Origin of the sequence: Enterobacter sp. DC1, assembly GCF_000568075.1 — a bacterium.
Classification (GTDB): Bacteria; Pseudomonadota; Gammaproteobacteria; order Enterobacterales; family Enterobacteriaceae; genus Enterobacter; species Enterobacter asburiae.
On the sequence record NZ_AZUA01000002.1, the window covers coordinates 187,554 to 209,062 of the forward strand.

A 21,509-nucleotide genomic window follows, 5' to 3' on the forward strand; every position below is an offset into this window, starting at 1 on the left:
ACTAAGGTTAATAGTTGTGCAATAAAAATACAGCGCTGGAGTTACACGGTACGCTTCGCTTTTTGCTTGTAACGGTCGAAAATCACGGCTGCCAGCAGGATCAGACCACGCACGACGTACTGCGAGAACGGCGAAATATTCAGCAGGTTCATGGCGTTCTCTACGGTGCCCAAAATCAGGATACCGGCCACCACATATGAGATTTTTCCGATGCCGCCCTTGAGGGAAACGCCCCCTAAAACGCAGGCCGAAATGACGATCAGCTCGTAACCAATAGAGGTCATCGGCTGGCCGCTGGTCATGCGCGACGCAAGAATAATCCCCGCGGCGGCAGAAACCAGCCCTGAGAGCACAAAGATAATAATCTTGGTTCGCACCACCGGCACCCCGGCCAGGCGAGCGGCTTCTTCGTTACCGCCAATCGCCAGCGTATTGCGGCCAAAGGTGGTCCGGTTGAGCAGGAAGCCGAACAGGATCAGGCAGGCCACGGTCAGCCAGATTGGCGCAGGCAGACCCAGCCAGTTGGCGTAACCCAGGGTAAAGAAGCGCTCGTCTTCAATCCCCACCGCTTTACCGTCGGAGATGATATAGGCCAGCCCGCGGACAATTTGCATCGTCGCAAGCGTGGTGATCAGGGCGTTAATCTTCAGGCGCGCGATAACAAACCCGTTCACCAGACCGCTGATGACGCCGAGTAGCAGACCGGCGAGAACGCCAATCCACAGGCTCTCCGTCATGTTGATTACCACTGCCGTCGTGACGCCCGCACAGGCAATCACCGACGCCACCGACAGGTCAAAATCGCCGGAGGCCAGACAGAACAGCATCCCGCAGGCCACCATCCCGGACATGGAAATGGCCAGCCCCAGCCCCTTCATATTAATGAAGGTGGCAAAGTTAGGAACAAAGATCGCGCAGGCGAGGAACAGTGCGGCAAAGACCACCAGCATGCCGTACTGATCCCAGATACGTCCAAAACTCAGCGCCGACTTCGACTTCGGCGCTCCGGATGTAGTAACAGAGGACATCATTAACTCCTTACTCAGGCGACAGCCTGGCTGACTTTAGGCATGGCGAGGTTCAACGCCTGTTGTTCATTCGCCTGTTCATGAAGTAATTCACCGGCAATTTCGCCTTCACGCATCACCACAATGCGGTCGGCCACGCCAAGCACCTCCGGCAGATCGCTGGAGGCGAAGAGCACCGCCACGCCGCGTTTTGCCAGCTCATAGATCACGTTATAAATCTCGTGTTTTGCCCCCACATCGATACCGCGCGTCGGCTCATCCAGCAAAATGACCTTCATATCTTCCGACAGCCAGCGGCCTAAAATCGCCTTCTGCTGGTTTCCGCCTGACAGATTCATGATCAGCTGTTCCGGACCCGGCGTTTTGATATTCAGCGAGCGAATATGATGGTCGGCATTGCTCGACTCCCAGCCATCGTTTATCAGGCAGCCTGCGCGAATAAACTTGCGGCGAGCTGAAATATTGATGTTGTCGCGTACCGAATGCACCGGAATAATCCCCTCTGCTTTACGGTCTTCCGGGCAGAGCATCATGCCCGCCCTGATCGCGTGGGCCGGTTTCTGGATATCGACCCGTTCACCGTCAATAGATACCTGCCCTTCGGTAATACGGGTTCCGCCGAACAGGCCTTTCATTAATTCACTGCGCCCCGCCCCCACCAGACCAAACAGGCCGACAATTTCGCCGCTGCGAACGGATAACGAAATCGGCGTGCGCACGCCCGGCGCTTTGACGCTGTCCAGGCGCAGGCGTTCAGGGCCGTACTGACGCGGCTGCCAGTGATAAATATCACCCAGCTCGCGTCCGACCATCGCCTGAACAAGCTGGTCATGGTTAACCTGCTGCATGTCGGTAAAGGTGCGCACATAGCGCCCATCTTTAAAGACGGTGATGGCGTCGCTCAGGGCAAATATCTCTTCCATGCGGTGCGAGACATACAAAATCGTACGGCCTTCCTGACGCAATTCGCGGATCACGCGGAACAGATTTTCTATTTCACGCGCAGAGAGCGAACTGGTGGGCTCATCGAAGGCGATAATTCTGGCGTTACGCGCCAGCGCCTTGGCAATTTCAACCATCTGCCACTGGCCGATGGAGAGATATTTCAGCGGCGTCTGGGGATCGACGTCCAGTCCCAGATGTTTAAGCTGCAGCCCCGCTTCATAATTAAGTAGCGAACGATTTACCACGCCGCCTTTGTGCGGGAGCTGTCCTAAATAGATGTTTTCCGCCACGGTCATCTCAGGAATGAGGTGCAGCTCCTGATAGATGATCGCCACCCCGGCATTAAGCGCCGCCGTGGTATCGGCAAACGCCACCTCTTCGCCGCGAATAGCCAGCGTGCCGGTCGTAGGCGCGTAGTTGCCGCTGAGGATCTTCAACAGCGTGGATTTCCCCGCACCGTTTTCCCCCATCAGGGCGTGAACCTGGCCGGCATAGCAGTCGAAGCTGATATCGGTCAGCGCGTTAACACCAGGAAAAGTTTTCCCGATGCCGCGAAAAGAGAGATACGGATCAGACTGTCGCATAACGTCTCCGTGATTCCTGTAGTGTGTACGTCTGGCCCCTCACGATGCATGAGGGGCACAATCACAGCGTATTACTTACCGCCCAGCCCTTTTTTCGCCAGCTCCTCTTTGAAGTTGTCGCGGGTAATCAGCACCACGTCGGTCACTTCGGTAAATTTCGGCGGTTCGGCCCCTTTGGTTACCCAGTTGTAGAGCATCTCACTGGATTTGTAGCCGTGAACGTCCGGGCTCGGCAGCAGAGAACCGTAGAAGCCGGTAGCCTGCGCTTTGGACAGCTCGCTGACGGCGTCAACGCCGTTGATGCCAATCCCGATCACGTCAGGCGCTTTGAAGCCCTGGCCTTCCGTCGCGCGCACCCCGCCCAGCACGGTGTTGTCGTTCATGCCGACCACCAGCCAGTGTTTGACCTCCGGATGCTGGACCAGCATAGAGTTCGCGGCGTCGAAAGCGCCCGGGATATCGTTGGATTTGGTTGGGACTTTATAGATCTGTTTTTCAGGGAAGCCGGCCGCTTTCAGCGCATCCATTGAACCGGTAGTACGACGACGCGCGGTGTCCAGCTCGTCAGCCGTGATAGCCATTACCGCGGTCTCTTTGACATCCCAGCCGCGCTTTTGCATCTCTTTATAGAGTTCCTGGCCCTGGCGTTCGCCGATTTTGGTCGCCGCCATCATGACCAGCGGGACGGTGTCCATCGGCTTGCCCTTGGCGTTAACGAACTGATCGTCAACCGCGATGACCTTCATATCGTAACCGCGCGCTTTCGCCGCGATTGCCGATCCCAGCTTTGGATCCGGGGTACAGATAACGAATCCTTTTGCACCGCTGGCCGCCAGGCTGTCGATGGCGTTCAGGGTTTTTTCACCGTCAGGCACGGCGATTTTAATCACTTCAAAACCTAAATCTTTCCCGGCTTTATCTGCGAATTTCCACTCGGTCTGGAACCAGGGCTCTTCGGGCTGTTTTACCAAAAAACCGAGTTTTAAATTCTCAGCGATAGCGGATTGTGACATAACGGCAGCCAGACCGATGGCCGCCAGCGCTTTAGTAAATTTGTGCATGGTAAACTCCAGCTTTAACATTCTTTTCTGTAGGGAATAAGTGCGTGCTTCTTATTTAATCGGACTTAAAACAAGGCATTAGCGCTTACCTCGTCATAAGCGTTATTGCTGGTGATAGTTTTAGCGGGAAATTAATCATCCATAAGAGAGCCCCATCACACCGCAGAATTACAGTAATTGCGTACATAAATTCAGCGAAAAATGACATAAAAAAGGCAGGATTTGTCAGACAAATAGAAAGGGGTTAAGCAGAATTATCCATAAGATTAGCCAAGATATCCCTGATGCCACTCAGCGGGCAAAACGGCTTCTGGCGTTAAACGGGTTCAACATCTTTTTCATCAAGAATGTACGACGCACCTGAAAATACGTTATTCCGCAGAATTTGATTTAGCGCAATTTTATTGGCACATCATATATTCGAAACGATTAAACCGTATTTCTCTTTTTTCCGGAGTAATATTCCAACTTAATATTTCCGAGAGAGTAACAGTGCACCCTATCGTTAAAAATCGTTAATTATTAGTCCATTAAGTCGAATTCAATTCATGGCGAGCTAATTGGATTTCTGTACTATATTAAGCTTTGTAATGTATGGTAAATACAGCCTGATTAAGAGTTTTCTTAGACCCAATACAAGGGTATGCTTATTTATATCGAACACAGGAAGTGAATTTCGGTCGGCTTCGGTCGCGGCAGAATGTCTATTTCTGCTCTTTTCTTCGTATTTGCCTGGCGCTCAGGTTAAGCAACGGACATCACGTCCCACAGTCAATAAGGATATGAGTATGGCTACCCAAACGATGATGCAAAAACTTAACGCGCAGATGAACCTTGAGTTCTACGCCTCGAACCTGCACCTTCACTTAAGCGCGTGGTGTGCCGAGAATAGCCTCACGGGGTCTGCCACATTTTTTCGCTCGCAGGCGCAAAGTAACGTCACCCATATGATGCGTGTCTTTAACTTTCTGAAAGCCGCAGGGGCAAATCCTGTCGTTAAAGCCCTTGATGGGATCAATGAAAACTACTCTTGCCTGGAAGAACTGTTCCAGAAAACGCTTGAAGAGTATGAGCAACGCTGCAGCACGCTCAGCAAGCTGGCCGATGAAGCCAAAGCGCAGCAGGATATCACGACGCTCAAATTCTTACGCGATATGGACAAAGAGCAGCAGCAGGATGGCATGCTGCTGAAGACGCTGGCGGATGAGATCCATAATGCCCAGCAGGCGGGTTTATGTCCTGAGCAAACCGACCGTCATCTGCTCGACATTGTGGCGGTGCAGCACCACTGAGTTTTTAATTTGCTCCTGCACGGGGTAAGGCACGAAATAATCCCCTCGCCCCTCTGGGGAGAGGGTTAGGGTGAGGGGAATATACGGCTGTAGTGGTCATTCCGTTCACTTTATGTTCCTTGCTACTCTGTAACGACATAACCGGTGAACGTGCCAGGGTGGCTCAATCGCCACCACCCTGGCAACCCGGGCTCCCGGCGGTAAATCGCCGCTTCGCGGTGCCCTCAGCTTATTCCTTCAGGCTATCGGGTCGGGCATGAGCCTGCATCCCTGCAGGCCACGCCCTCTCGGCGCATCCCTGCGCCTCGACCCGGCCTTACGGAAACGCTTCGGCGATTTACAGCCGGACCAGGGCGTCGCTGTTAGCTTTTAATATTATTAAAACACTTTGAATCGCTGTTGAATGTGGATTTACGTCCCATACGAGATAACGTCCCTTTCCCATCTCCAACCTTCTGCTTTTGCTGAAATTTAACAAATCAGATCTGGCTCCCAATGATTAACCACACAACGTGTGATGATTTATTTAGTTACATAATCATTGACGAGGGAGCATCATGATCACCATTGAGTTTGTTGTCATTCTCCTCTGCCTGCTGACGGGTACGCGTTTCGGCGGTATGGGGCTTGGGTTAATCAGCGGTATTGGTCTTTTTATTTTATGTTTTGTCTTTGGTCTGCAACCGGGTAAGCCGCCCGTAGACGTTATGCTGACCATCCTCGCGGTGATTGGCTGTGCGGCTACGCTACAGACTGCCGGCGGCCTCAACGTCATGATGCAGTTTGCTGAACGCCTGCTGCGCAAACACCCGCAGCACATCACCCTGCTCGCGCCTTTCACCACCTGGATGCTGACCTTTCTGTGCGGCACCGGGCACGTGGTCTACACCATGTTCCCCATCATTGCGGATATCGCCCTGAAAAAAGGGATCCGCCCGGAGCGCCCCATGGCCGTGGCCTCGGTGGCATCACAAATGGCGATTACGGCTTCCCCCGTTTCCGTTGCCGTCGTGTCGCTGGTGTCTATCCTTGCGGCCCAGCATGGAATCGGTCACGCGTGGGGGATCCTGGAAATTCTCGCCGTGTCGGTTCCCGCTTCGCTTTTCGGCGTGGCCATTGCGGCCCTGTGGAGTTTACGCCGTGGGAAAGATCTGGCTGACGACATAGAGTTTCAGGAAAAGCTGAAAGATCCTAAGCAGCGCGAGTTTATCTACGGCGGAACGGAGACGTTAATGAATCAGCGTTTCCCTAAACAGGCCTACTGGTCCACCTGGATTTTCTTTACCGGTATTGCCGTGGTCGTTTTGCTGGGGGCATTCCCTGAGCTGCGCCCCGCCTTTGAGGTGAAAGGCAAAATGACGGCGCTGTCGATGAACCTTGTCATTCAGATGATGATGCTAATTGCGGGCGCAGTGATGCTGATGGCCTGTAAGGTCAATGCGTCGGCCATTTCCAACGGCGCGGTGTTCAAGGCCGGTATGGTCGCGATCTTCTCGGTGTTCGGCGTGGCGTGGATGAGCGATACCTTTTTCCAGGCGCATCTCGATGAGTTAAAGCTGGCGCTGGAAGGCGTGGTGAAAAGCCACCCGTGGACGTATGCCATCGTGCTGTTTCTGGTGTCAAAACTGGTGAACAGCCAGGCGGCTGCGCTGACGGCCGTTGCGCCAATGGGCCTCATGCTCGGCATCGACCCGAAAATGCTGATCGCCTTTTTCCCGGCGTCATACGGCTATTTTGTCCTGCCGACCTATCCCAGTGATTTGGCCTGCATCGGCTTTGACCGCTCAGGCACCACCCGCATCGGCAAATTTATCATCAACCACAGCTTTATTCTGCCGGGGCTGATTGGGGTAAGCTGCGCGTGCGCGGCGAGCTACCTGCTGGTCCAGACGTTCTTTTAACCGCATCAAAGGGCGACACGTGCCGTCGCCCCTACCCCTGCTTTAGTGGGACTCACCCTGCGGCGTGAATCGCAGTTCAATCAGCGCGATGGCTTTCTGGATCGCACGAAGCGTAATCGGGTCAGCGGCAGCAGGATGGCTGGCGAAATCGATGTTTTTCAGCTGCGTAGACATCTTCTCGCGCACTTCAACCGGCGCAATCACGTCCAGAACATCGAGGATTTGTTTGATAACCAGCTGACAGGCGACAACGTCAGAGACCAGTTCCTGATCGGCGCTCAGGTTTTGTGACATGGGTTTTCTCCTTATTTAAAGGCCGCCATAGTAGCAAAACACGCCCCCTGACATCTTCCCTTCATCGCCTGCAGGTACAAAAAAACCCGCCGAAGCAGGTTTTTTTTATCAGAACATGGCGCCCGGCGGCACGTCTTTGAACGTGCGGCAGTAATTGGCCCACATGCTTTTCAGGATTTTGCGCAGTTTCACGATGATGCTCCATTAACTTGTTATACAACTTTATTGTCAACGTGCTTATAATATGACCATCGTCACAAAAATCAATATTTTTGTGACTCTCATCACATTTTTCTTGCGGTATGGACTGAAAGCGCTCACCTCTGACCCGTTGCGAAGAGTGAGGGCAGATTGTCCGGCTATTCCAGGCATTGCAGCGGGCATCTGCGGGTACGATAAGGTATTTCCATCCACTCAGAGCGAACCATGAAAAGAGTCATTGTAGCCGGCACAATCCTGCTGCTCGCGGGGTGTAGTATCAACCGCCAGGCTGAAGTCAGCAGCCGCGACGCGCCGAACGGCATCGTCCGCCTCGACTACGGCCAGGCAGCGCTGCAAAATGCGTATTCGGATGAGTATGTGAACAACGGCACGGCGGCAAAAGCGTGTCAGAGCATGGGGTATGCCACCGCCTCAGCCTATGGCCAGCCCATCAAAACCTGTACCCTGACGAGCGGCTCTTTGTGCCTGAACGAGAGCGTGACTATCCAGTATAAATGTATGGGTTACGCCGTTAACCCTAAGTCAAATAACCCCTGGTATTAATCCACGCTGCCAGCGTTTGCTGGCAGTTTATTTCATTACGAACAAAAACAATTCTCATTAATAAATTATAAAAATCGCCAATGCGTTTTATTCCCATTCGTATTTTAAATAAATAAAATAAAAATTTTACGTTTTGCAAATAATTAAATAACAAATTATAGTGTCGCTCATTGTGAACCAGAAATAATAATCCGGAGCGTCACCATGCTGAAAACTGAAATGATCGACAAGCTCAACGCGCAAATGAACCTTGAGCTTTTTTCATCCCTGCTCTACCAGCAGATGAGCGCCTGGTGCAGCTATCACAGCTTCGAAGGTGCGGCCGCGTTTCTGCGTCGTCACGCTCAGGAAGAGATGACCCACATGCAGCGTCTGTTTGATTATCTTACGGATACGGGCAGCCTGCCGCGCATTGAAACCGTGGCTTCACCTTTTGCCGAGTATAATTCTCTCGATGAGCTGTTCCGCGCCACCTACGAGCACGAGCAACTGATCACGCAGAAAATTAACGAACTGGTTCATGCCGCAATGACCAGCCAGGATTATCCAACCTTTAATTTCCTGCAGTGGTACGTCGCTGAGCAACACGAAGAAGAGAAGCTGTTTAAATCCGTACTGGATAAATTATCTCTGGTGGGGAAATCCGGCGAAGGTCTTTACTTTATTGATAAAGAACTTTCCACTCTTCATACGCAGAATTAATTTCAGCGCGGTGCCGGTTTCCGGCACCGCGTTAATTTACATACACCCTGCACAGCTGGTGCAGCGCCAGTCATGGGGATTCACGGCCTGGTAAAAATAGCGGTAGCTGGAGCTCTCCAGCGGAATACCCACTTCGAAGAACATATCCGTTAACCACTCGACATTCTCAATAATCCACTCATCTTCCTGTAAGCCTTGTGCAAAGGTTTCGTCTTCAGGATCGATAACCGAATAGATTGCCCAGGTGCCCATATCCTTTTCGCGGCGGGGCTCGGGAAGTATCAGGGGTTGGTTCTGCCAGCTGATTATCCAGTGACCATGGCACAACAGGTTACCTCCCCGGCTCCATGCCGCGGTGAAGGGATTCTCCCCTGTCATAAAACCCTCACTTAATTTGATAATTTATATTTATTGTTTACGTTACGCCGGAATGTCGCCCAGCAACATTGTCCTTATGAAGTAGGCATCCGCCTAAAAAGGATCAGAGGGTCAGTAATTCGTAAAGTATTCATTACACTGCTTGTAACGGTGATTTGACGAACTAAGGCTTTTCCCTTACTCTGCGCCGCAGATTTTGTCGCGGTTAAGCATCGTTGTAGAGGAAAGCGTGAAAAACAGAACCCTGGGAAGTATTTTTATCGTCGCCGGAACGACGATTGGCGCAGGAATGCTGGCAATGCCGCTGGCAGCCGCGGGCGTGGGATTTGGCATGACCCTGCTGCTGCTGGGCACGCTCTGGGCGCTGATGTGCTACACCGCCCTGTTGCTGCTTGAGGTTTACCAGCACGTGCCCGCCGATACCGGTCTGGGTTCGCTTGCGGCGCGCTATCTGGGACGCTACGGTCAGTGGATAACCGGCTTTAGCATGATGTTCCTGATGTACGCCCTGACCGCAGCCTATATCAGCGGCGCCGGGGAACTCATCGCCTCCAGCGTCAACGACTGGTTTGGCTCTGACATTACCCCGGCGACGGGGGCAATTTTCTTTGCGCTCATCGGCGGCGGCGTTGTCTGCGTGGGCACATCGCTGGTCGATCTGTTTAACCGCTTTCTGTTCAGCGCCAAAATTCTCTTCCTGATTATCATGCTGGTGCTGCTGGCGCCGCACGTGCACAAGGTCAACCTGCTGACGCTGCCGCTGGAAAAAGGGCTCGCGCTCTCCGCGATACCGGTCATTTTCACCTCGTTTGGCTTCCACGGCAGCGTGCCGAGTATCGTCAGCTATATGAACGGCGATATCCGCAAGCTGCGCCGCGTCTTTGTTATCGGCAGCGCGATCCCGCTGATCGCCTATATTTTCTGGCAGCTGGTGACGCTGGGCAGCATTGACTCCTCAACCTTTATTGGGCTGATGGCGCAACACGCTGGCCTGAACGGTTTTCTGCTGGCACTGCGCGAGGTCGTCACCTCCCCGCACGTGGAGCTGGCGGTACACCTGTTTGCCGACCTGGCGCTGGCAACCTCGTTCCTGGGCGTGGCGCTCGGCCTGTTTGATTACCTGGCCGACCTGTTCCAGCGCCGCAATACCGCGGCTGGACGGTTGCAGACAGGCGCAATCACCTTCCTGCCGCCGCTCGCTTTTGCGCTGTTTTACCCACGCGGGTTTGTGATGGCGCTGGGGTACGCAGGGGTAGCGCTGTCGATCCTTGCCCTCCTCCTCCCTTCCCTGCTGGCATGGAAAAGCCGTCAGCAGCATCCTCAGCAGGGATATCGCGTGGCGGGCGGAAAACCGCTGCTGTGCGTTGTGTTTGGCTGTGGGGTGGTAATCATTCTGGTGCAGGTGTTGATTGCAGCCGGGATGCTGCCGGAAGTGGGATAAATAAAAAAGGGGCTATCATCAGCCCCTTTTTTTATCAGTGCAAACAGCAGCTCTTAAACTTCTTCCCGCTGCCGCAAGGACACGGATCGTTACGCCCGACCTTCGTGCCGTTCACCGTCGGCTTCTTCACTTCAGGCTGCTGCGGGTTGTTAACCCAGTATTGATATAAACGCAGCGCCGCAGGCTGGATGCTTTCGATGCTGGCGATATACTCCTCTTCGGACAGTTCATCCAGCTTTTCACTGTTCTCTTCCGTCCCGTGCAGGGCAATCACGTCAAGATCGGCCTTCAGGGCTTCCGGCAAGGTTGACCAGTCCGTCAGCGCCACGCCGCGCATATAGCCATAGCACCACTCTTCCACCACGGTATAGCTCTCACCGTCAACGTCGTTATAACCGAACATCGGTTCAAACTGATCCGGGTACTCGCTCAGGCGCTCGGCAATATCGTTCATATGCTTAAAGCAGAGATCGATAAAACGGTTCATCTCACGATCGTTTTTCCAGCGCGGAATGTACTTCTCGCCACCCCACACCGCCACCAGCCAGGCATCTGGCTCAACGACAACAGGACCGGAAAGCACTGCGGTAAGCATGCCGTCCAGTTCGGACACGTCAATCACGGACGCGTCATCATGACCGTAAGACATTAACGTCTCTTCAAGCCACGCCATTTCGCTTTCATTCAATGGGCCTTCAGTCATCGCTGATACTCCTGCAAAAAAGGAAACGATCCTAACACATATCTCCCCCCTCTCCGGGCTGAAGTTTAGGTCTTTATTGCTGCAAAAACGTGCAAATCGTGACCTTTGCACAACTTATGGGCTTTATTGTTAACGATATGTGATCTCCGCTGTAATTTCTTCTCCTCCCGTAAGGCGGCATAACGCGGCGCTCTATACTCAAACATGTCGCATGCCCGTCAATGGGTTAACCATTCTGGCAACGTTTTTGCTTAACGTTCTTCGCGCGCCTCTGCGCAGGGAAATCTCGCCGTAATATGCAGGATGCCGTCTGTATCTTGTTCGTTTAGTGCATTTTGTTCTTGCTCGTGTTTCGGATTGGCTGCGCCGTCGGGCGTTCGGGTTTACGCCGTGGTGCAAAAACCTCTTTGCTAAGGAACATAATAATGTCGCTGAAATTTATCAGAACTCCTCTTTCTCTTGTGTTGGCCGGTTGCCTGGTGACGGCGTTTTCCGCCCGGGCAGATATTGTGATTGGCGTGGCCGGGCCGTTCACGGGTCCGAATGCCACCTATGGCGATCAGTACTGGCATGGCGCAACGCAGGCCGCTGAAGACATCAATGCCGCAGGCGGCATTAACGGCGAGAAGATCAAACTGGTTCAGGGGGATGATGCCTGCGAGCCCAAGCAGGCCGTGGCCGTCGCCAACCGTTTAGTTGACCAGGATAAGGTCAACGCCGTGGTCGGCCATTTCTGCTCCTCTTCCACAATGCCCGCCTCCGAGGTGTATAGCGACGCGGGCATTATTGCGATTACCCCCGGCTCAACTAACCCGCTGATCACCGAACGCGGCATGAGCGACATGTTCCGCATGTGCGGACGCGACGATCAGCAGGGTCAGGTTGCCAGCGACTTCATCATCGACAAGCTGAAAGCCAAGCGCGTGGTGATTATTCACGATAAAGACACCTATGGTCAGGGTCTTGCTGACGCCACCAAAGCGGCGCTGGCGAAACGCGGCGTTCAGGATGTGATGTATGAGGGGTTATCCCGCGGTGAAAAAGATTTTAACGCGCTGGTGACGAAGATCGGCGCGCAAAAACCGGACGTCGTGTTCTTCGGTGGCTGTCACCCGGAAGCCGGTCCGCTGGTTCGCCAGATGCGCGAACAGGGCGTGCAGGCGAAATTCTTCTCCGGCGACTGTATTGTCAACGAAGAGATGGTGACCGCCGCGGGGGGTCCGCAATACACCAACGGTATTTACATGACCTTCGGTAAAGATCCGCGTCTTATCCCCGACGGTAAAGCGGTTATCGAGAAATTCCGCGCCGGTAAATTCGAGCCGGAAGGTTACACCCTTTACTCCTATGCCTCCGTACAGGCCATTGCCGCGGCCTTCAAGGCCACCGGCGGCAAGGACTCCGCCAAAGCCAGCGAGTGGCTGAAAGCCAATTCCGTCGACACGGTGATGGGCAAAAAAGCCTGGGACAGCAAGGGCGATCTGAAAGTGTCTGACTACGTGGTTTACCAGTGGGACGACAAAGGAAAATATAAGGAAGTGCAGTAACGGGACGGAGTCACGCTCAACGTCGGCGGGCCTGCCCGTCGGCGCGTAATAAACATCAGGCTGCGCGGCTCGCGCGGCCTATAAAACGAGCGCGCTAAGATGAGTACATTCTTCCTGCAACAGTTAATTAATGGCTTAACGCTGGGCTCCGTCTACGGTTTAATCGCCATCGGCTACACCATGGTGTACGGCATTATTGGGATGATCAATTTCGCCCACGGCGAAGTGTATATGATTTCCGCCTATCTCTGCGCCATCGGCCTGGCGCTGCTCTCGTTCTTCGGTCTGCAGTCGTTCCCGCTGCTGATCCTCGGGACGCTGGTATTCACAATTGTGGTAACCGGGGTGTACGGCTGGACCATCGAGCGTATCGCCTACAAGCCGCTGCGCAACTCCACGCGCCTGGCGCCGCTGATCTCCGCCATCGGGATGTCTCTTATTCTGCAAAACTACGCGCAGTTGAGCCAGGGTCCGCGTCAGCAAGGAGTGCCGACCATGCTGGACGGCGTGATTCGCCTGCATCTGGGTGACGGCTTCGTGCAGATAACCTACACCAAAGTGTTTATTCTGGTTGCCTCGTTTGCCGGCATGCTGGTGCTCACCTGGATTATCAACCATACCCGGCTGGGCCGGATGTGCCGCGCGGTACAGCAGGATCGTAAGATGGCCTCCATTCTGGGCATTAACACCGACCGGATTATTTCGCTGGTCTTTGTCATCGGCGCGGCGATGGCCGGCCTGGCGGGGGTGTTGATCACCATGAATTACGGCACCTTTGATTTCTACGTCGGGTTCGTGATCGGCATTAAAGCCTTTACTGCGGCGGTACTCGGCGGCATCGGCTCCCTCCCCGGCGCCATGCTCGGTGGCCTTATCCTTGGCGTGGCGGAAGCCCAGTTCTCGGGCATGGTGAATTCGGACTATAAAGACGTCTTCTCGTTCGGCCTGCTGGTCATGATCCTTATTTTCCGTCCCCAGGGACTGCTTGGGCGCCCGATTGTGGCCAAAGTGTGAGGTAGAGAATGATGACATCACACGGTTTTTCACTTAAACGCTGCATTCTGGACGCGATTTTTTCCGGGCTGATTGCGCTGATAATCTTCGGCCCCATCGCGGGCGTGGTGCTGGACGGGTACAGCTTTAACTTCGCCGGGCAGCGGCTGGCCTGGATGGTAGGCGTCGTCATGCTCGGGCGTTTTCTGTTGAGCGCCTTTTTAGGTACCGCCGCGGGCGCCCGTTTCCAGGCGCGCTTCGAAGCCGATAGCGCGGGCGTATATGTCCGGCCACCGGAATACAAAAGCCGCATGCGCTGGATTATTCCGCTGGTGATTACCCTTGCGATTTGCTTTCCGTTTGTCGCCACGAAATATGTGCTGACCGTCGCCATTCTCGGGCTGATCTACGTGCTTCTCGGCCTGGGGCTGAATATCGTTGTGGGTCTGGCCGGCCTGCTGGATCTGGGATATGTCGCGTTCTACGCGATTGGGGCGTACGGTCTGGCGCTGGGATACCAGTATCTCGGCTTAGGCTTCTGGAGCATGCTGCCGCTGGCGGCAATCATGGCCGCCGCCGCAGGCGCCCTGCTCGGTTTCCCGGTACTGCGCATGCACGGTGACTATCTGGCCATCGTCACCCTCGGATTCGGGGAGATCATTCGTCTGATACTGAACAACTGGCTGACCTTCACCGGCGGACCAAACGGCGTGTCGGCCCCTCCCCCCACCTTTTTCGGTCTGGAATTTGGACGACGCGCGAAAGAAGGCGGCGTGCCCTTCCACGAATTTTTCCACCTGACCTACAACCCGAACATGAAGTTTATTTTTATCTACGCGGTTCTGTTCCTGGTGGTGATGCTGGTGCTCTACATCAAGCACCGCCTGACGAGGATGCCGATTGGTCGGGCGTGGGAGGCGCTGCGTGAAGACGAAATTGCCTGCCGCTCGATGGGGCTGAATCATGTTCTGGTTAAGCTCTCCGCCTTTACGCTGGGCGCGTCGACCGCGGGCATTGCCGGGGTGTTCTTCGCCACCTATCAGGGGTTCGTGAATCCCACCTCCTTTACCTTTTTTGAATCGGCGCTGATCCTCGCCATTGTGGTGCTGGGCGGTATGGGCTCTACGCTTGGCGTGGTGCTGGCCGCCTTTGTGCTCACGGTAACGCCGGAACTGCTGCGCAGTTTTGCCGAATACCGCGTCCTGCTGTTTGGCATGCTCATGGTGGTAATGATGATCTGGCGTCCGCGCGGTTTGATCCGCATTAACCGCAGCGGGTTTGCCGTGCGTAAGGGCGTCGCACCATGAACGGAACGATATTGCGCGTTGAACATCTGATGATGCACTTCGGCGGGATTAAGGCGCTAAACGACGTCAACCTGGACGTACAGCGCGGCTCAATTACCGCCCTGATTGGGCCAAACGGGGCGGGAAAAACAACCGTGTTTAACTGTCTGACGGGCTTCTACAGGGCCTCCGGCGGCAACATTCTATTTAATACCCGCACTAAAACGACCAACGTTATTCAGGTCCTCGGACAAAAATTCCAGCCGGGTGACTGGATTAACCCCGCGCAGTTCGGGCAGCGTCTGTTCTACAAAATGTTCGGCGGAACGCATCTGGTCAACCGCGCAGGGCTGGCGCGCACGTTTCAAAATATCCGTCTTTTTCGCGAGATGTCGGTCGTGGAAAACCTGCTGGTTGCGCAGCATATGCGCGTTAACCGCAATCTGCTCGCCGGGATCTTAAATACGCCGGCATACCGGCGGGCGGAAAGCGACGCCCTGGACAGAGCCTTCTACTGGCTGGAAGTGGTGGATCTGGTGGACTGCGCCAATCGCCTGGCGGGAGAGATGTCGTACGGCCAGCAGCGGCGTCTGGAAATTGCGCGGGCAATGTGCACAGCGCCGGAAATGATCTGTCTGGATGAACCCGCCGCCGGGCTGAACCCGGTTGAAACGCATAAGCTGAGCAGCATTATTCGCTTTCTGCGGGATCGTCATGACATCACGGTATTACTGATTGAGCATGATATGGGGATGGTGATGGAGATCTCGGACGACATTATCGTGCTCGACCACGGCGACGTTATTGCCAGAGGAAAACCCGAGCAAATCCAGCATGATGAAAAGGTGATTGCCGCCTACCTGGGTACGGATGAAAGCGAGGTCACCCTATGAGCGAACCGCTGCTGGCATTTCGCGAGGTGGACGTGTTTTACGGCGTCATTCAGGCGCTGAAGCAGGTTTCCCTCGAGGTCAACAAGGGTGAAACCGTGGCGCTGATTGGCGCAAACGGCGCGGGTAAATCGACACTGCTGATGTCCATCTTTGGCCAACCCCGCATCCGCAACGGGCAGATCCTTTTCGGTGGTGAAGATATTAGCCATAAATCCACCCACTACGTCGCCTCCGGCGGCATTGCGCAGGCGCCGGAAGGCAGACGAATCTTCCCGGATATGACCGTTGAAGAGAACCTGCTGATGGGGACCATCCCCATCGGCAGCCAGTTTGCCGCTGAGGATATGCAAACCATGTTCGACCTGTTCCCTCGCCTCAAGGAGCGACGCAAGCAGCGCGCAATGACCATGTCCGGCGGTGAACAGCAGATGCTGGCGATCGCCCGGGCGCTGATGAGCCGTCCGAAGCTGCTGCTGCTGGATGAACCGAGCCTCGGCCTGGCACCGATTGTGGTGAAACAGATCTTCCAGACGCTGCGCGAGCTGGCCCGTAACGGCATGACCATCTTCCTGGTGGAGCAGAATGCGCATCACGCGTTGAAACTTTCCGACCGCGGGTATGTGATGGTTAACGGGCAGATCCGGTTGAGCGGCAGCGGCGAGGAGCTGCTGGGCAATCAGGAGGTGAGGAAGGCTTATTTAGGCGGGGTGTGATTTGATACCTGACGAATGGGCTTATGCAATGATGGATTATTTCGGCACATACGGGATAGAAGAGCTGGAGGATGCGTTAGTCGATATCGCCTCTTTGTTTGGATTGCATCCGGCAATTCTTACAGGTTTGTTAGTAAGAAAAGCAGTAAAAAGAATGTGATTTATGAGCCTTCAGGCTTAGCCTCGAAGTCTTTTTTGACTCGGAAACGCAAAACCCCTAATCGTTGGATACCCAACTTTCAGGGTTCACTTCATTTCGGTGGTTTCACGATAACGTAGTTAAATAAAACTGTCGTCGTCATTGCTGTAGTCGTCATCTACATCGTCGTTCTGCCAGGCGACGTTATTACTGCCGAACGGATCGTTCTGGTTGAGGAAACGAGTGTCAGAGACGTTATTAAAGTCGCCGTATTGATTACCGACAAACGGTTCACCACCGGCGGGCATTGTCGGTTCTTCGATGATGTTCACGATCTCTTCTGGCCGCGACTGATGGAACATGCTGGTAAGCATCTCGGCCAGCGCGATGCCACCAGCCACGCCAGCGGCTGTCTGGAGCGCGCCAGCCATAAAACCGCCGCCGCGAGTAGCCGGCGCTGGCGCCCGAGAGTAATCCTGCGCCGGTGGCTGTTGCGGTTGGGCATTCCAGCTGTTGTCAGGCTGCGGGTTACTTTTCCCGCCACCAAACAGGCCGCCGAGGAAGCTGCCGCCCGTCGAGGGTTTGCTTTTTTGCGCGGCTAATTCGCTTTCAAGCTCCTGAACCCGGGCCTGCAGGCGTTTCAGCGCAGCTTCCTGAATCAAAATCGACTGCGCCATATAGTAGGGGGCCGCAGGCTGCTGTCTGACAAATTCAGCGATCTGACGCTCTGCATCTGCATCCCGTTGGCTGTTTTGTTGTCCGGCCTGTTTAAGACGCTCGAAAAGGCCGTTGATAAGCTGCTGTTCTTCATATTGCATGACAATAACCTTCCGCTCTCCAGGGTGGATACCAACCAGTTTATCAGCGGCGGCAACCTGTGTCTGGCGAGTGAAATGTTTGTTTAAGATTGGTTGCAGGTTAGCTGAAAATCGCCCTGCTTTCTGGGCTTGATATTAGATAGTTAGGCTTAACATTCTGGTATGGCAGCGAATTCTCGGGTACAGCAGGATCGGGATGATGATGAGATACGATCACTTCGCGCTAAGCTAGAGACACAAAAAAACCACCTTTCGGTGGTTTCACGACACTGCTTATTGCTTTGATTATTCTTTGTTTCCCATGGTAGCCGGAGTGGGACTTGAACCCACACAGCGCGAACGCCGAGGGATTTTAAATCCCTTGTGTCTACCGATTCCACCATCCGGCCAGGGAAGAAAGTGGAGGCGCGTTCCGGAGTCGAACCGGACTAGACGGATTTGCAATCCGCTACATAACCGCTTTGCTAACGCGCCGTAAAACTTTTCAAACTGACACCCGCTATTGCGCATGTCTTTAATCTGGAGCGGGAAACGAGACTCGAACTCGCGACCCCGACCTTGGCAAGGTCGTGCTCTACCAACTGAGCTATTCCCGCATGTCATCAAGTAAACGTCTAACTACTTGATTTCATTATCGTCCGGCTTGCTGTGCCGCCGTTCGATGCGTTGCATTCTACTGATATGACGTTATGAGTCAACGTTATTTTTTGCATCCCTGGATCGTTTGCTGAAAATTACGGCGAAACGATCACTGATCAAGCAAATCCCCGCGCGCAGCGTTCAAATATTGCAGCATGGACCACAGCGTCAGCACTGCCGCCACCCACAGCAGACCAATTCCCGCCCATTCAACCCAGGCGTTCGGACGCCAGAGCATCCAGACCAGCGCTGCCATCTGCGCCGTCGTTTTGACTTTACCAATCCACGAGACCGCCACGCTGCTGCGTTTCCCCAGTTCCGCCATCCACTCGCGCAGCGCAGAGATAATGATCTCGCGGCCGATCATGGTTGCCGCCGGCAGCGTTACCCACCAGGTGTGATAGTGCTCGGCCACCAGCACCATGGCGATAGCGACCATCACTTTGTCTGCCACCGGATCGAGGAAGGCACCGAAACGGGTGCTTTGATTCCAGCGGCGGGCCAGATAGCCATCAAACCAGTCGGTGACCGCCGCGATCAGAAAGAGCAATGCGCAGGCGAAAGGTGCCCAGACGACCGGCAGGTAAAACGCCAGTACAAAGAACGGGATGAGTACAACACGAAAGAGAGTGAGCAACGTAGGGATATTATATTGCATAGTGACGGTAACTATTTGTTGTCAGTAAAATTTAGCTCTATGTTGCTACAGAGCCCTCAATGTTTCAACGAGTAGTAGATCTTTTCTGCCAGCCCTTGCGAAATACCCGGCACTTTTGCAATTTCCTCCATGCTGGCGTTGAGTAATCCTTGCAATCCGCCCATATATTTCAGCAGCATCTGGCGACGTTTTGGTCCCACGCCTTCGATCGTTTCCAGGCTACTGGTGTTTTTCACCTTCGCCCGCTTTTTGCGGTGACCGCTGATGGCGTGATCGTGCGATTCATCGCGAATATGCTGGATGACGTGCAGCGCCGGAGAGTCCGGCGGCAGGCTGAAGCCCTCGCCTTCCGGCTCGAAGAACAATGTCTCCAGACCGGCCTTACGATCGGCCCCTTTTGCGACGCCCAGCAGCAGCGGATGGTTTTTATCCCAGCTGACATCAAGCGATTCAAATACCGCTTTCGCCTGGCCGAGCTGCCCTTTCCCACCGTCAATCAGGATCACATCCGGGATTTTGCTCTCCTCTATGGCTTTACCATAGCGACGACGCAGCACCTGATTCATGGCCGCATAGTCATCGCCCGGCGTGATCCCGGTGATGTTGTAGCGACGATACTCGGCGCGCAGTGGGCCATTCGCATCAAATACCACGCACGACGCCACCGTCTGTTCCCCCATCGTGTGACTGATGTCGAAACACTCCATCCGTTTCACTTCCGGAAGCTTCAGCAGCGTCGCCAGGGCCGTTAAACGCTGGTTCACCGTCGACTGCTGCGACAGCTTCGTGGTGAGTGCCGTCGCCGCGTTGGTTCGCGCCAGCTTCAGATAACGCGCACGATCGCCGCGCGGTTTGGTTTGTACATTCACCCGACGGCCCGCCAGTTCAGAGAGCGAATCGGCCAGCAGGGTTTTATCGTCAAGATTAAAATCGAGCAGGATCTCAGAAGGCAGCGTGCGCATCTGGCTTCCCTGCAGATAGAACTGGCCGACAAAGGTTTCGACCACTTCACCCAGTTCAGTTCCGCCGGGCACTTTCGGGAAATAGCTGCGGCTGCCGAGCACTTTGCCCTGGCGAATAAACAGCACGTGCACGCAGGCCATTCCGGCGTCAAAGGCTACGCCGATGACGTCAAGATCGTCTCCGGTATTCGAGACAAACTGTTTCTCAGTGACTCTGCGCACCGCCTGGATTTGGTCGCGGATCCGCGCGGCCTCTTCGAACTCGAGTGCGGCGCTGGCTTTTTCCATCCGCGCGATCAGCTGCGTTAAGACCTGATCGTCTTTTCCGGCTAAGAACAGGCGCACATAATCCACCTGCTGGGCATACTCTTCTTCACTTACCAGCCCTTCCACGCAGGGCCCCAGGCAGCGTCCAATCTGGTACTGCAGGCACGGGCGCGAGCGGTTACGGTAAACGCTGTTTTCACACTGGCGGATCGGGAAGATTTTTTGCAGCAGCGCCAGCGTTTCTCGCACGGCATAGCCGTTAGGGAACGGCCCGAAGTATTCGCCCTTAGCGTGTTTTGCACCGCGGTGCATGGCGAGGCGCGGATGGGTGTCGCCGCTCAGAAAAATAAACGGGTAGGATTTATCATCACGCAGCAGAACGTTATAGCGCGGCTGGTAGAGCTTTATATAGTTGTGCTCAAGCAGCAGCGCTTCTGTCTCGGTGTGCGTGACGGTGACATCAATATTCTGAATGAGTGAGACCAGCGCTTCGGTCTTTCGGGAGGCCAGGTTGCTGCGAAAATAGCTGGAGAGGCGTTTTTTAAGATCTTTTGCCTTCCCCACGTAGATAACCGTACCGCCAGCGTCATACATCCGATAGACGCCAGGCTGGCTGGTTACGGTTTTAAGAAATGCTTTTGAATCGAACACATCACTCACTGACTTAACAACGTCTCCGCATTACACAAACCGTGCCGGATGGCCAGGTGCGTCAGTTCAACGTCGCCGTGAATGTTCAGTTTACTGAACATCCGGTAACGATAGCTGTTCACCGTTTTCGGGCTGAGATTCAGCTGTTCCGAGATCTCATTCACCTTCTGACCTTTGGTGATCATCAGCATAATCTGCAATTCACGCTCGGACAAACTGGCAAACGGTGATTCGGTTTTTTCGGGCTCGATCTGACTCAGCGCCATCTGCTGAGCAATGTCGGAAGCAATGTAGCGCTGTCCGGCAAACACGGAACGGATTGCATTGACGACTTCCTGCGGCGCAGCACCTTTACTCAGGTAGCCCGCAGCGCCCGCCTGCATCACTTTCGCGGGCAGTGGATTTTCGGTATGCACGGTCAGCATGATGACTTTGGTATCAACAAAGGTACGCGCGATTTTGCGTGTTGCTTCAAGACCGCCGATACCGGGCATATTCATATCCATCAGTACCACATCGGCCGAATTTGTGCGGCACCATTTTACCGCATCTTCGCCGCAGCACGCCTCACCGGCAACTTTAATACCTTTAATATCTTCAAGAATGCGTCGTATCCCTGCGCGCACCAGTTCGTGGTCATCAACAAGAAGGACGTTGATCAAAGGAAATGTCTCCAGAATAGGGATAACGCTACTGAGTGATAATTTGGTTTATATTAACGGTTTTCCTCGCAAGATTAAAACGTTAAAAAACCGGCTATTCGATTTTGCTCTCGTTTTTGGAAATTAGGCTGTACAGTCCGTGGAAAGAGAGACCATGCATTCAGGGCTTTTGCAGCTTTTTTTAAGC

Annotated in this window: 22 protein-coding genes and 3 tRNA genes; 11 read left to right on the top strand and 14 right to left on the bottom strand. The window is 54.2% G+C overall.

Features of this window, described 5'->3' with window-relative positions:
• Positions 1-41 precede the first annotated feature (41 nt).
• From araH to araF, 3 genes are all read right to left on the bottom strand, one after another.
• On the bottom strand, positions 42-1,028 hold the full coding sequence (araH, locus tag P346_RS14815) for an L-arabinose ABC transporter permease AraH (protein ID WP_023312268.1): 987 nt from the start codon (positions 1,026-1,028) through the stop codon (positions 42-44).
• A 14-nt stretch (positions 1,029-1,042) separates the two neighbouring features.
• Positions 1,043-2,557: an L-arabinose ABC transporter ATP-binding protein AraG gene (gene araG / locus P346_RS14810; RefSeq protein ID WP_032658612.1), complete on the bottom strand. Its 1,515-nt coding sequence runs from the start codon at positions 2,555-2,557 to the stop codon at positions 1,043-1,045.
• A 71-nt stretch (positions 2,558-2,628) separates the two neighbouring features.
• A complete protein-coding gene (gene araF, locus P346_RS14805) occupies positions 2,629-3,618 on the bottom strand; it encodes an arabinose ABC transporter substrate-binding protein AraF (RefSeq protein ID WP_003859687.1) in 990 nt (329 codons plus the stop codon).
• Positions 3,619-4,406: 788 nt separating this feature from the next.
• Here araF and P346_RS14800 point away from each other — a divergent pair.
• The gene (locus tag P346_RS14800; protein WP_023312270.1) at positions 4,407-4,910 is read left to right on the top strand and encodes a non-heme ferritin-like protein; all 504 of its coding nucleotides are present in this window, start codon (positions 4,407-4,409) and stop codon (positions 4,908-4,910) included.
• A 557-nt stretch (positions 4,911-5,467) separates the two neighbouring features.
• The gene (locus tag P346_RS14795) at positions 5,468-6,811 is read left to right on the top strand and encodes an anaerobic C4-dicarboxylate transporter (RefSeq protein ID WP_032658614.1); all 1,344 of its coding nucleotides are present in this window, start codon (positions 5,468-5,470) and stop codon (positions 6,809-6,811) included.
• A gap of 42 nt (positions 6,812-6,853) precedes the next feature.
• Here P346_RS14795 and P346_RS14790 read toward each other — a convergent pair whose 3' ends face one another.
• Both P346_RS14790 and azuC read right to left on the bottom strand, forming a co-directional pair.
• Entirely contained in the window at positions 6,854-7,105 is a 252-nt protein-coding gene (locus P346_RS14790; RefSeq protein WP_032658617.1) for a DUF2766 family protein, read from the bottom strand.
• Between the two features lie 108 nt (positions 7,106-7,213).
• Positions 7,214-7,297 carry a stress response protein AzuC gene (gene azuC / locus P346_RS23165; RefSeq protein ID WP_014884364.1) on the bottom strand — a complete coding sequence of 28 codons (84 nt, stop codon included), beginning with the start codon at positions 7,295-7,297 and terminating at the stop codon, positions 7,214-7,216.
• A 234-nt stretch (positions 7,298-7,531) separates the two neighbouring features.
• On the opposite strand from azuC, the gene yecR reads away from it, so the two are divergent.
• Both yecR and ftnA read left to right on the top strand, forming a co-directional pair.
• Positions 7,532-7,870 carry a YecR family lipoprotein gene (gene yecR, locus P346_RS14785; RefSeq protein ID WP_029741937.1) on the top strand — a complete coding sequence of 113 codons (339 nt, stop codon included), beginning with the start codon at positions 7,532-7,534 and terminating at the stop codon, positions 7,868-7,870.
• 204 nt (positions 7,871-8,074) lie between these two features.
• Positions 8,075-8,572, top strand: a complete 498-nt coding sequence (gene ftnA, locus P346_RS14780) for a non-heme ferritin (protein ID WP_032658619.1) — start codon at positions 8,075-8,077, stop codon at positions 8,570-8,572.
• A gap of 36 nt (positions 8,573-8,608) precedes the next feature.
• On the opposite strand, the gene P346_RS14775 is transcribed toward ftnA, so the two are convergent.
• A complete protein-coding gene (locus P346_RS14775; protein ID WP_032658622.1) occupies positions 8,609-8,950 on the bottom strand; it encodes a hypothetical protein in 342 nt (113 codons plus the stop codon).
• 229 nt (positions 8,951-9,179) lie between these two features.
• On the opposite strand from P346_RS14775, the gene tyrP reads away from it, so the two are divergent.
• Positions 9,180-10,391 (top strand): tyrosine transporter TyrP, encoded by a 1,212-nt coding sequence (tyrP, locus tag P346_RS14770; protein ID WP_032658623.1) that lies wholly within the window; start codon positions 9,180-9,182, stop codon positions 10,389-10,391.
• 34 nt (positions 10,392-10,425) lie between these two features.
• On the opposite strand, the gene P346_RS14765 is transcribed toward tyrP, so the two are convergent.
• Complete coding sequence (locus tag P346_RS14765) at positions 10,426-11,094, bottom strand: YecA/YgfB family protein (protein ID WP_032658627.1); 669 nt, start codon at positions 11,092-11,094, stop codon at positions 10,426-10,428.
• A gap of 425 nt (positions 11,095-11,519) precedes the next feature.
• On the opposite strand from P346_RS14765, the gene P346_RS14760 reads away from it, so the two are divergent.
• The 6 genes from P346_RS14760 to P346_RS23655 all read left to right on the top strand — a co-directional run bounded on the left by P346_RS14760 (position 11,520) and on the right by P346_RS23655 (position 16,686).
• Positions 11,520-12,641, top strand: a complete 1,122-nt coding sequence (locus P346_RS14760) for a branched-chain amino acid ABC transporter substrate-binding protein (protein WP_023312277.1) — start codon at positions 11,520-11,522, stop codon at positions 12,639-12,641.
• Positions 12,642-12,740: 99 nt separating this feature from the next.
• Complete coding sequence (locus tag P346_RS14755) at positions 12,741-13,655, top strand: ABC transporter permease subunit (protein ID WP_023312278.1); 915 nt, start codon at positions 12,741-12,743, stop codon at positions 13,653-13,655.
• A gap of 11 nt (positions 13,656-13,666) precedes the next feature.
• Positions 13,667-14,941, top strand: a complete 1,275-nt coding sequence (livM, locus tag P346_RS14750) for a high-affinity branched-chain amino acid ABC transporter permease LivM (protein WP_032658630.1) — start codon at positions 13,667-13,669, stop codon at positions 14,939-14,941.
• On the top strand, positions 14,938-15,813 hold the full coding sequence (locus P346_RS14745) for an ABC transporter ATP-binding protein (protein ID WP_032658632.1): 876 nt from the start codon (positions 14,938-14,940) through the stop codon (positions 15,811-15,813). The genes livM and P346_RS14745 overlap by 4 nt, the downstream gene beginning before the upstream one ends.
• On the top strand, positions 15,810-16,526 hold the full coding sequence (locus P346_RS14740; protein WP_023336152.1) for an ABC transporter ATP-binding protein: 717 nt from the start codon (positions 15,810-15,812) through the stop codon (positions 16,524-16,526). Before P346_RS14745 ends, P346_RS14740 begins: the two co-directional genes overlap by 4 nt.
• A 28-nt stretch (positions 16,527-16,554) precedes the next feature.
• Positions 16,555-16,686: a hypothetical protein gene (locus P346_RS23655; protein WP_265095076.1), complete on the top strand. Its 132-nt coding sequence runs from the start codon at positions 16,555-16,557 to the stop codon at positions 16,684-16,686.
• A 119-nt stretch (positions 16,687-16,805) separates the two neighbouring features.
• On the opposite strand, the gene P346_RS14735 is transcribed toward P346_RS23655, so the two are convergent.
• From P346_RS14735 to uvrY, 7 genes are all read right to left on the bottom strand, one after another.
• The gene (locus P346_RS14735) at positions 16,806-17,483 is read right to left on the bottom strand and encodes a DUF2076 domain-containing protein (RefSeq protein WP_032658634.1); all 678 of its coding nucleotides are present in this window, start codon (positions 17,481-17,483) and stop codon (positions 16,806-16,808) included.
• 302 nt (positions 17,484-17,785) lie between these two features.
• Positions 17,786-17,872 (bottom strand) — tRNA-Leu (locus P346_RS14730).
• An 11-nt stretch (positions 17,873-17,883) separates the two neighbouring features.
• Positions 17,884-17,957, bottom strand: a tRNA-Cys gene (locus tag P346_RS14725).
• Between the two features lie 46 nt (positions 17,958-18,003).
• Positions 18,004-18,079: transfer RNA gene (locus P346_RS14720), tRNA-Gly, on the bottom strand.
• Between the two features lie 152 nt (positions 18,080-18,231).
• Positions 18,232-18,780, bottom strand: a complete 549-nt coding sequence (gene pgsA / locus P346_RS14715; RefSeq protein WP_023336158.1) for a CDP-diacylglycerol--glycerol-3-phosphate 3-phosphatidyltransferase — start codon at positions 18,778-18,780, stop codon at positions 18,232-18,234.
• Between the two features lie 56 nt (positions 18,781-18,836).
• Positions 18,837-20,669 carry an excinuclease ABC subunit UvrC gene (uvrC, locus tag P346_RS14710; RefSeq protein WP_032658637.1) on the bottom strand — a complete coding sequence of 611 codons (1,833 nt, stop codon included), beginning with the start codon at positions 20,667-20,669 and terminating at the stop codon, positions 18,837-18,839.
• A complete protein-coding gene (gene uvrY / locus P346_RS14705; RefSeq protein ID WP_013096026.1) occupies positions 20,666-21,322 on the bottom strand; it encodes a UvrY/SirA/GacA family response regulator transcription factor in 657 nt (218 codons plus the stop codon). Before uvrY ends, uvrC begins: the two co-directional genes overlap by 4 nt.
• Between the last annotated feature and the right edge of the window lie 187 nt (positions 21,323-21,509).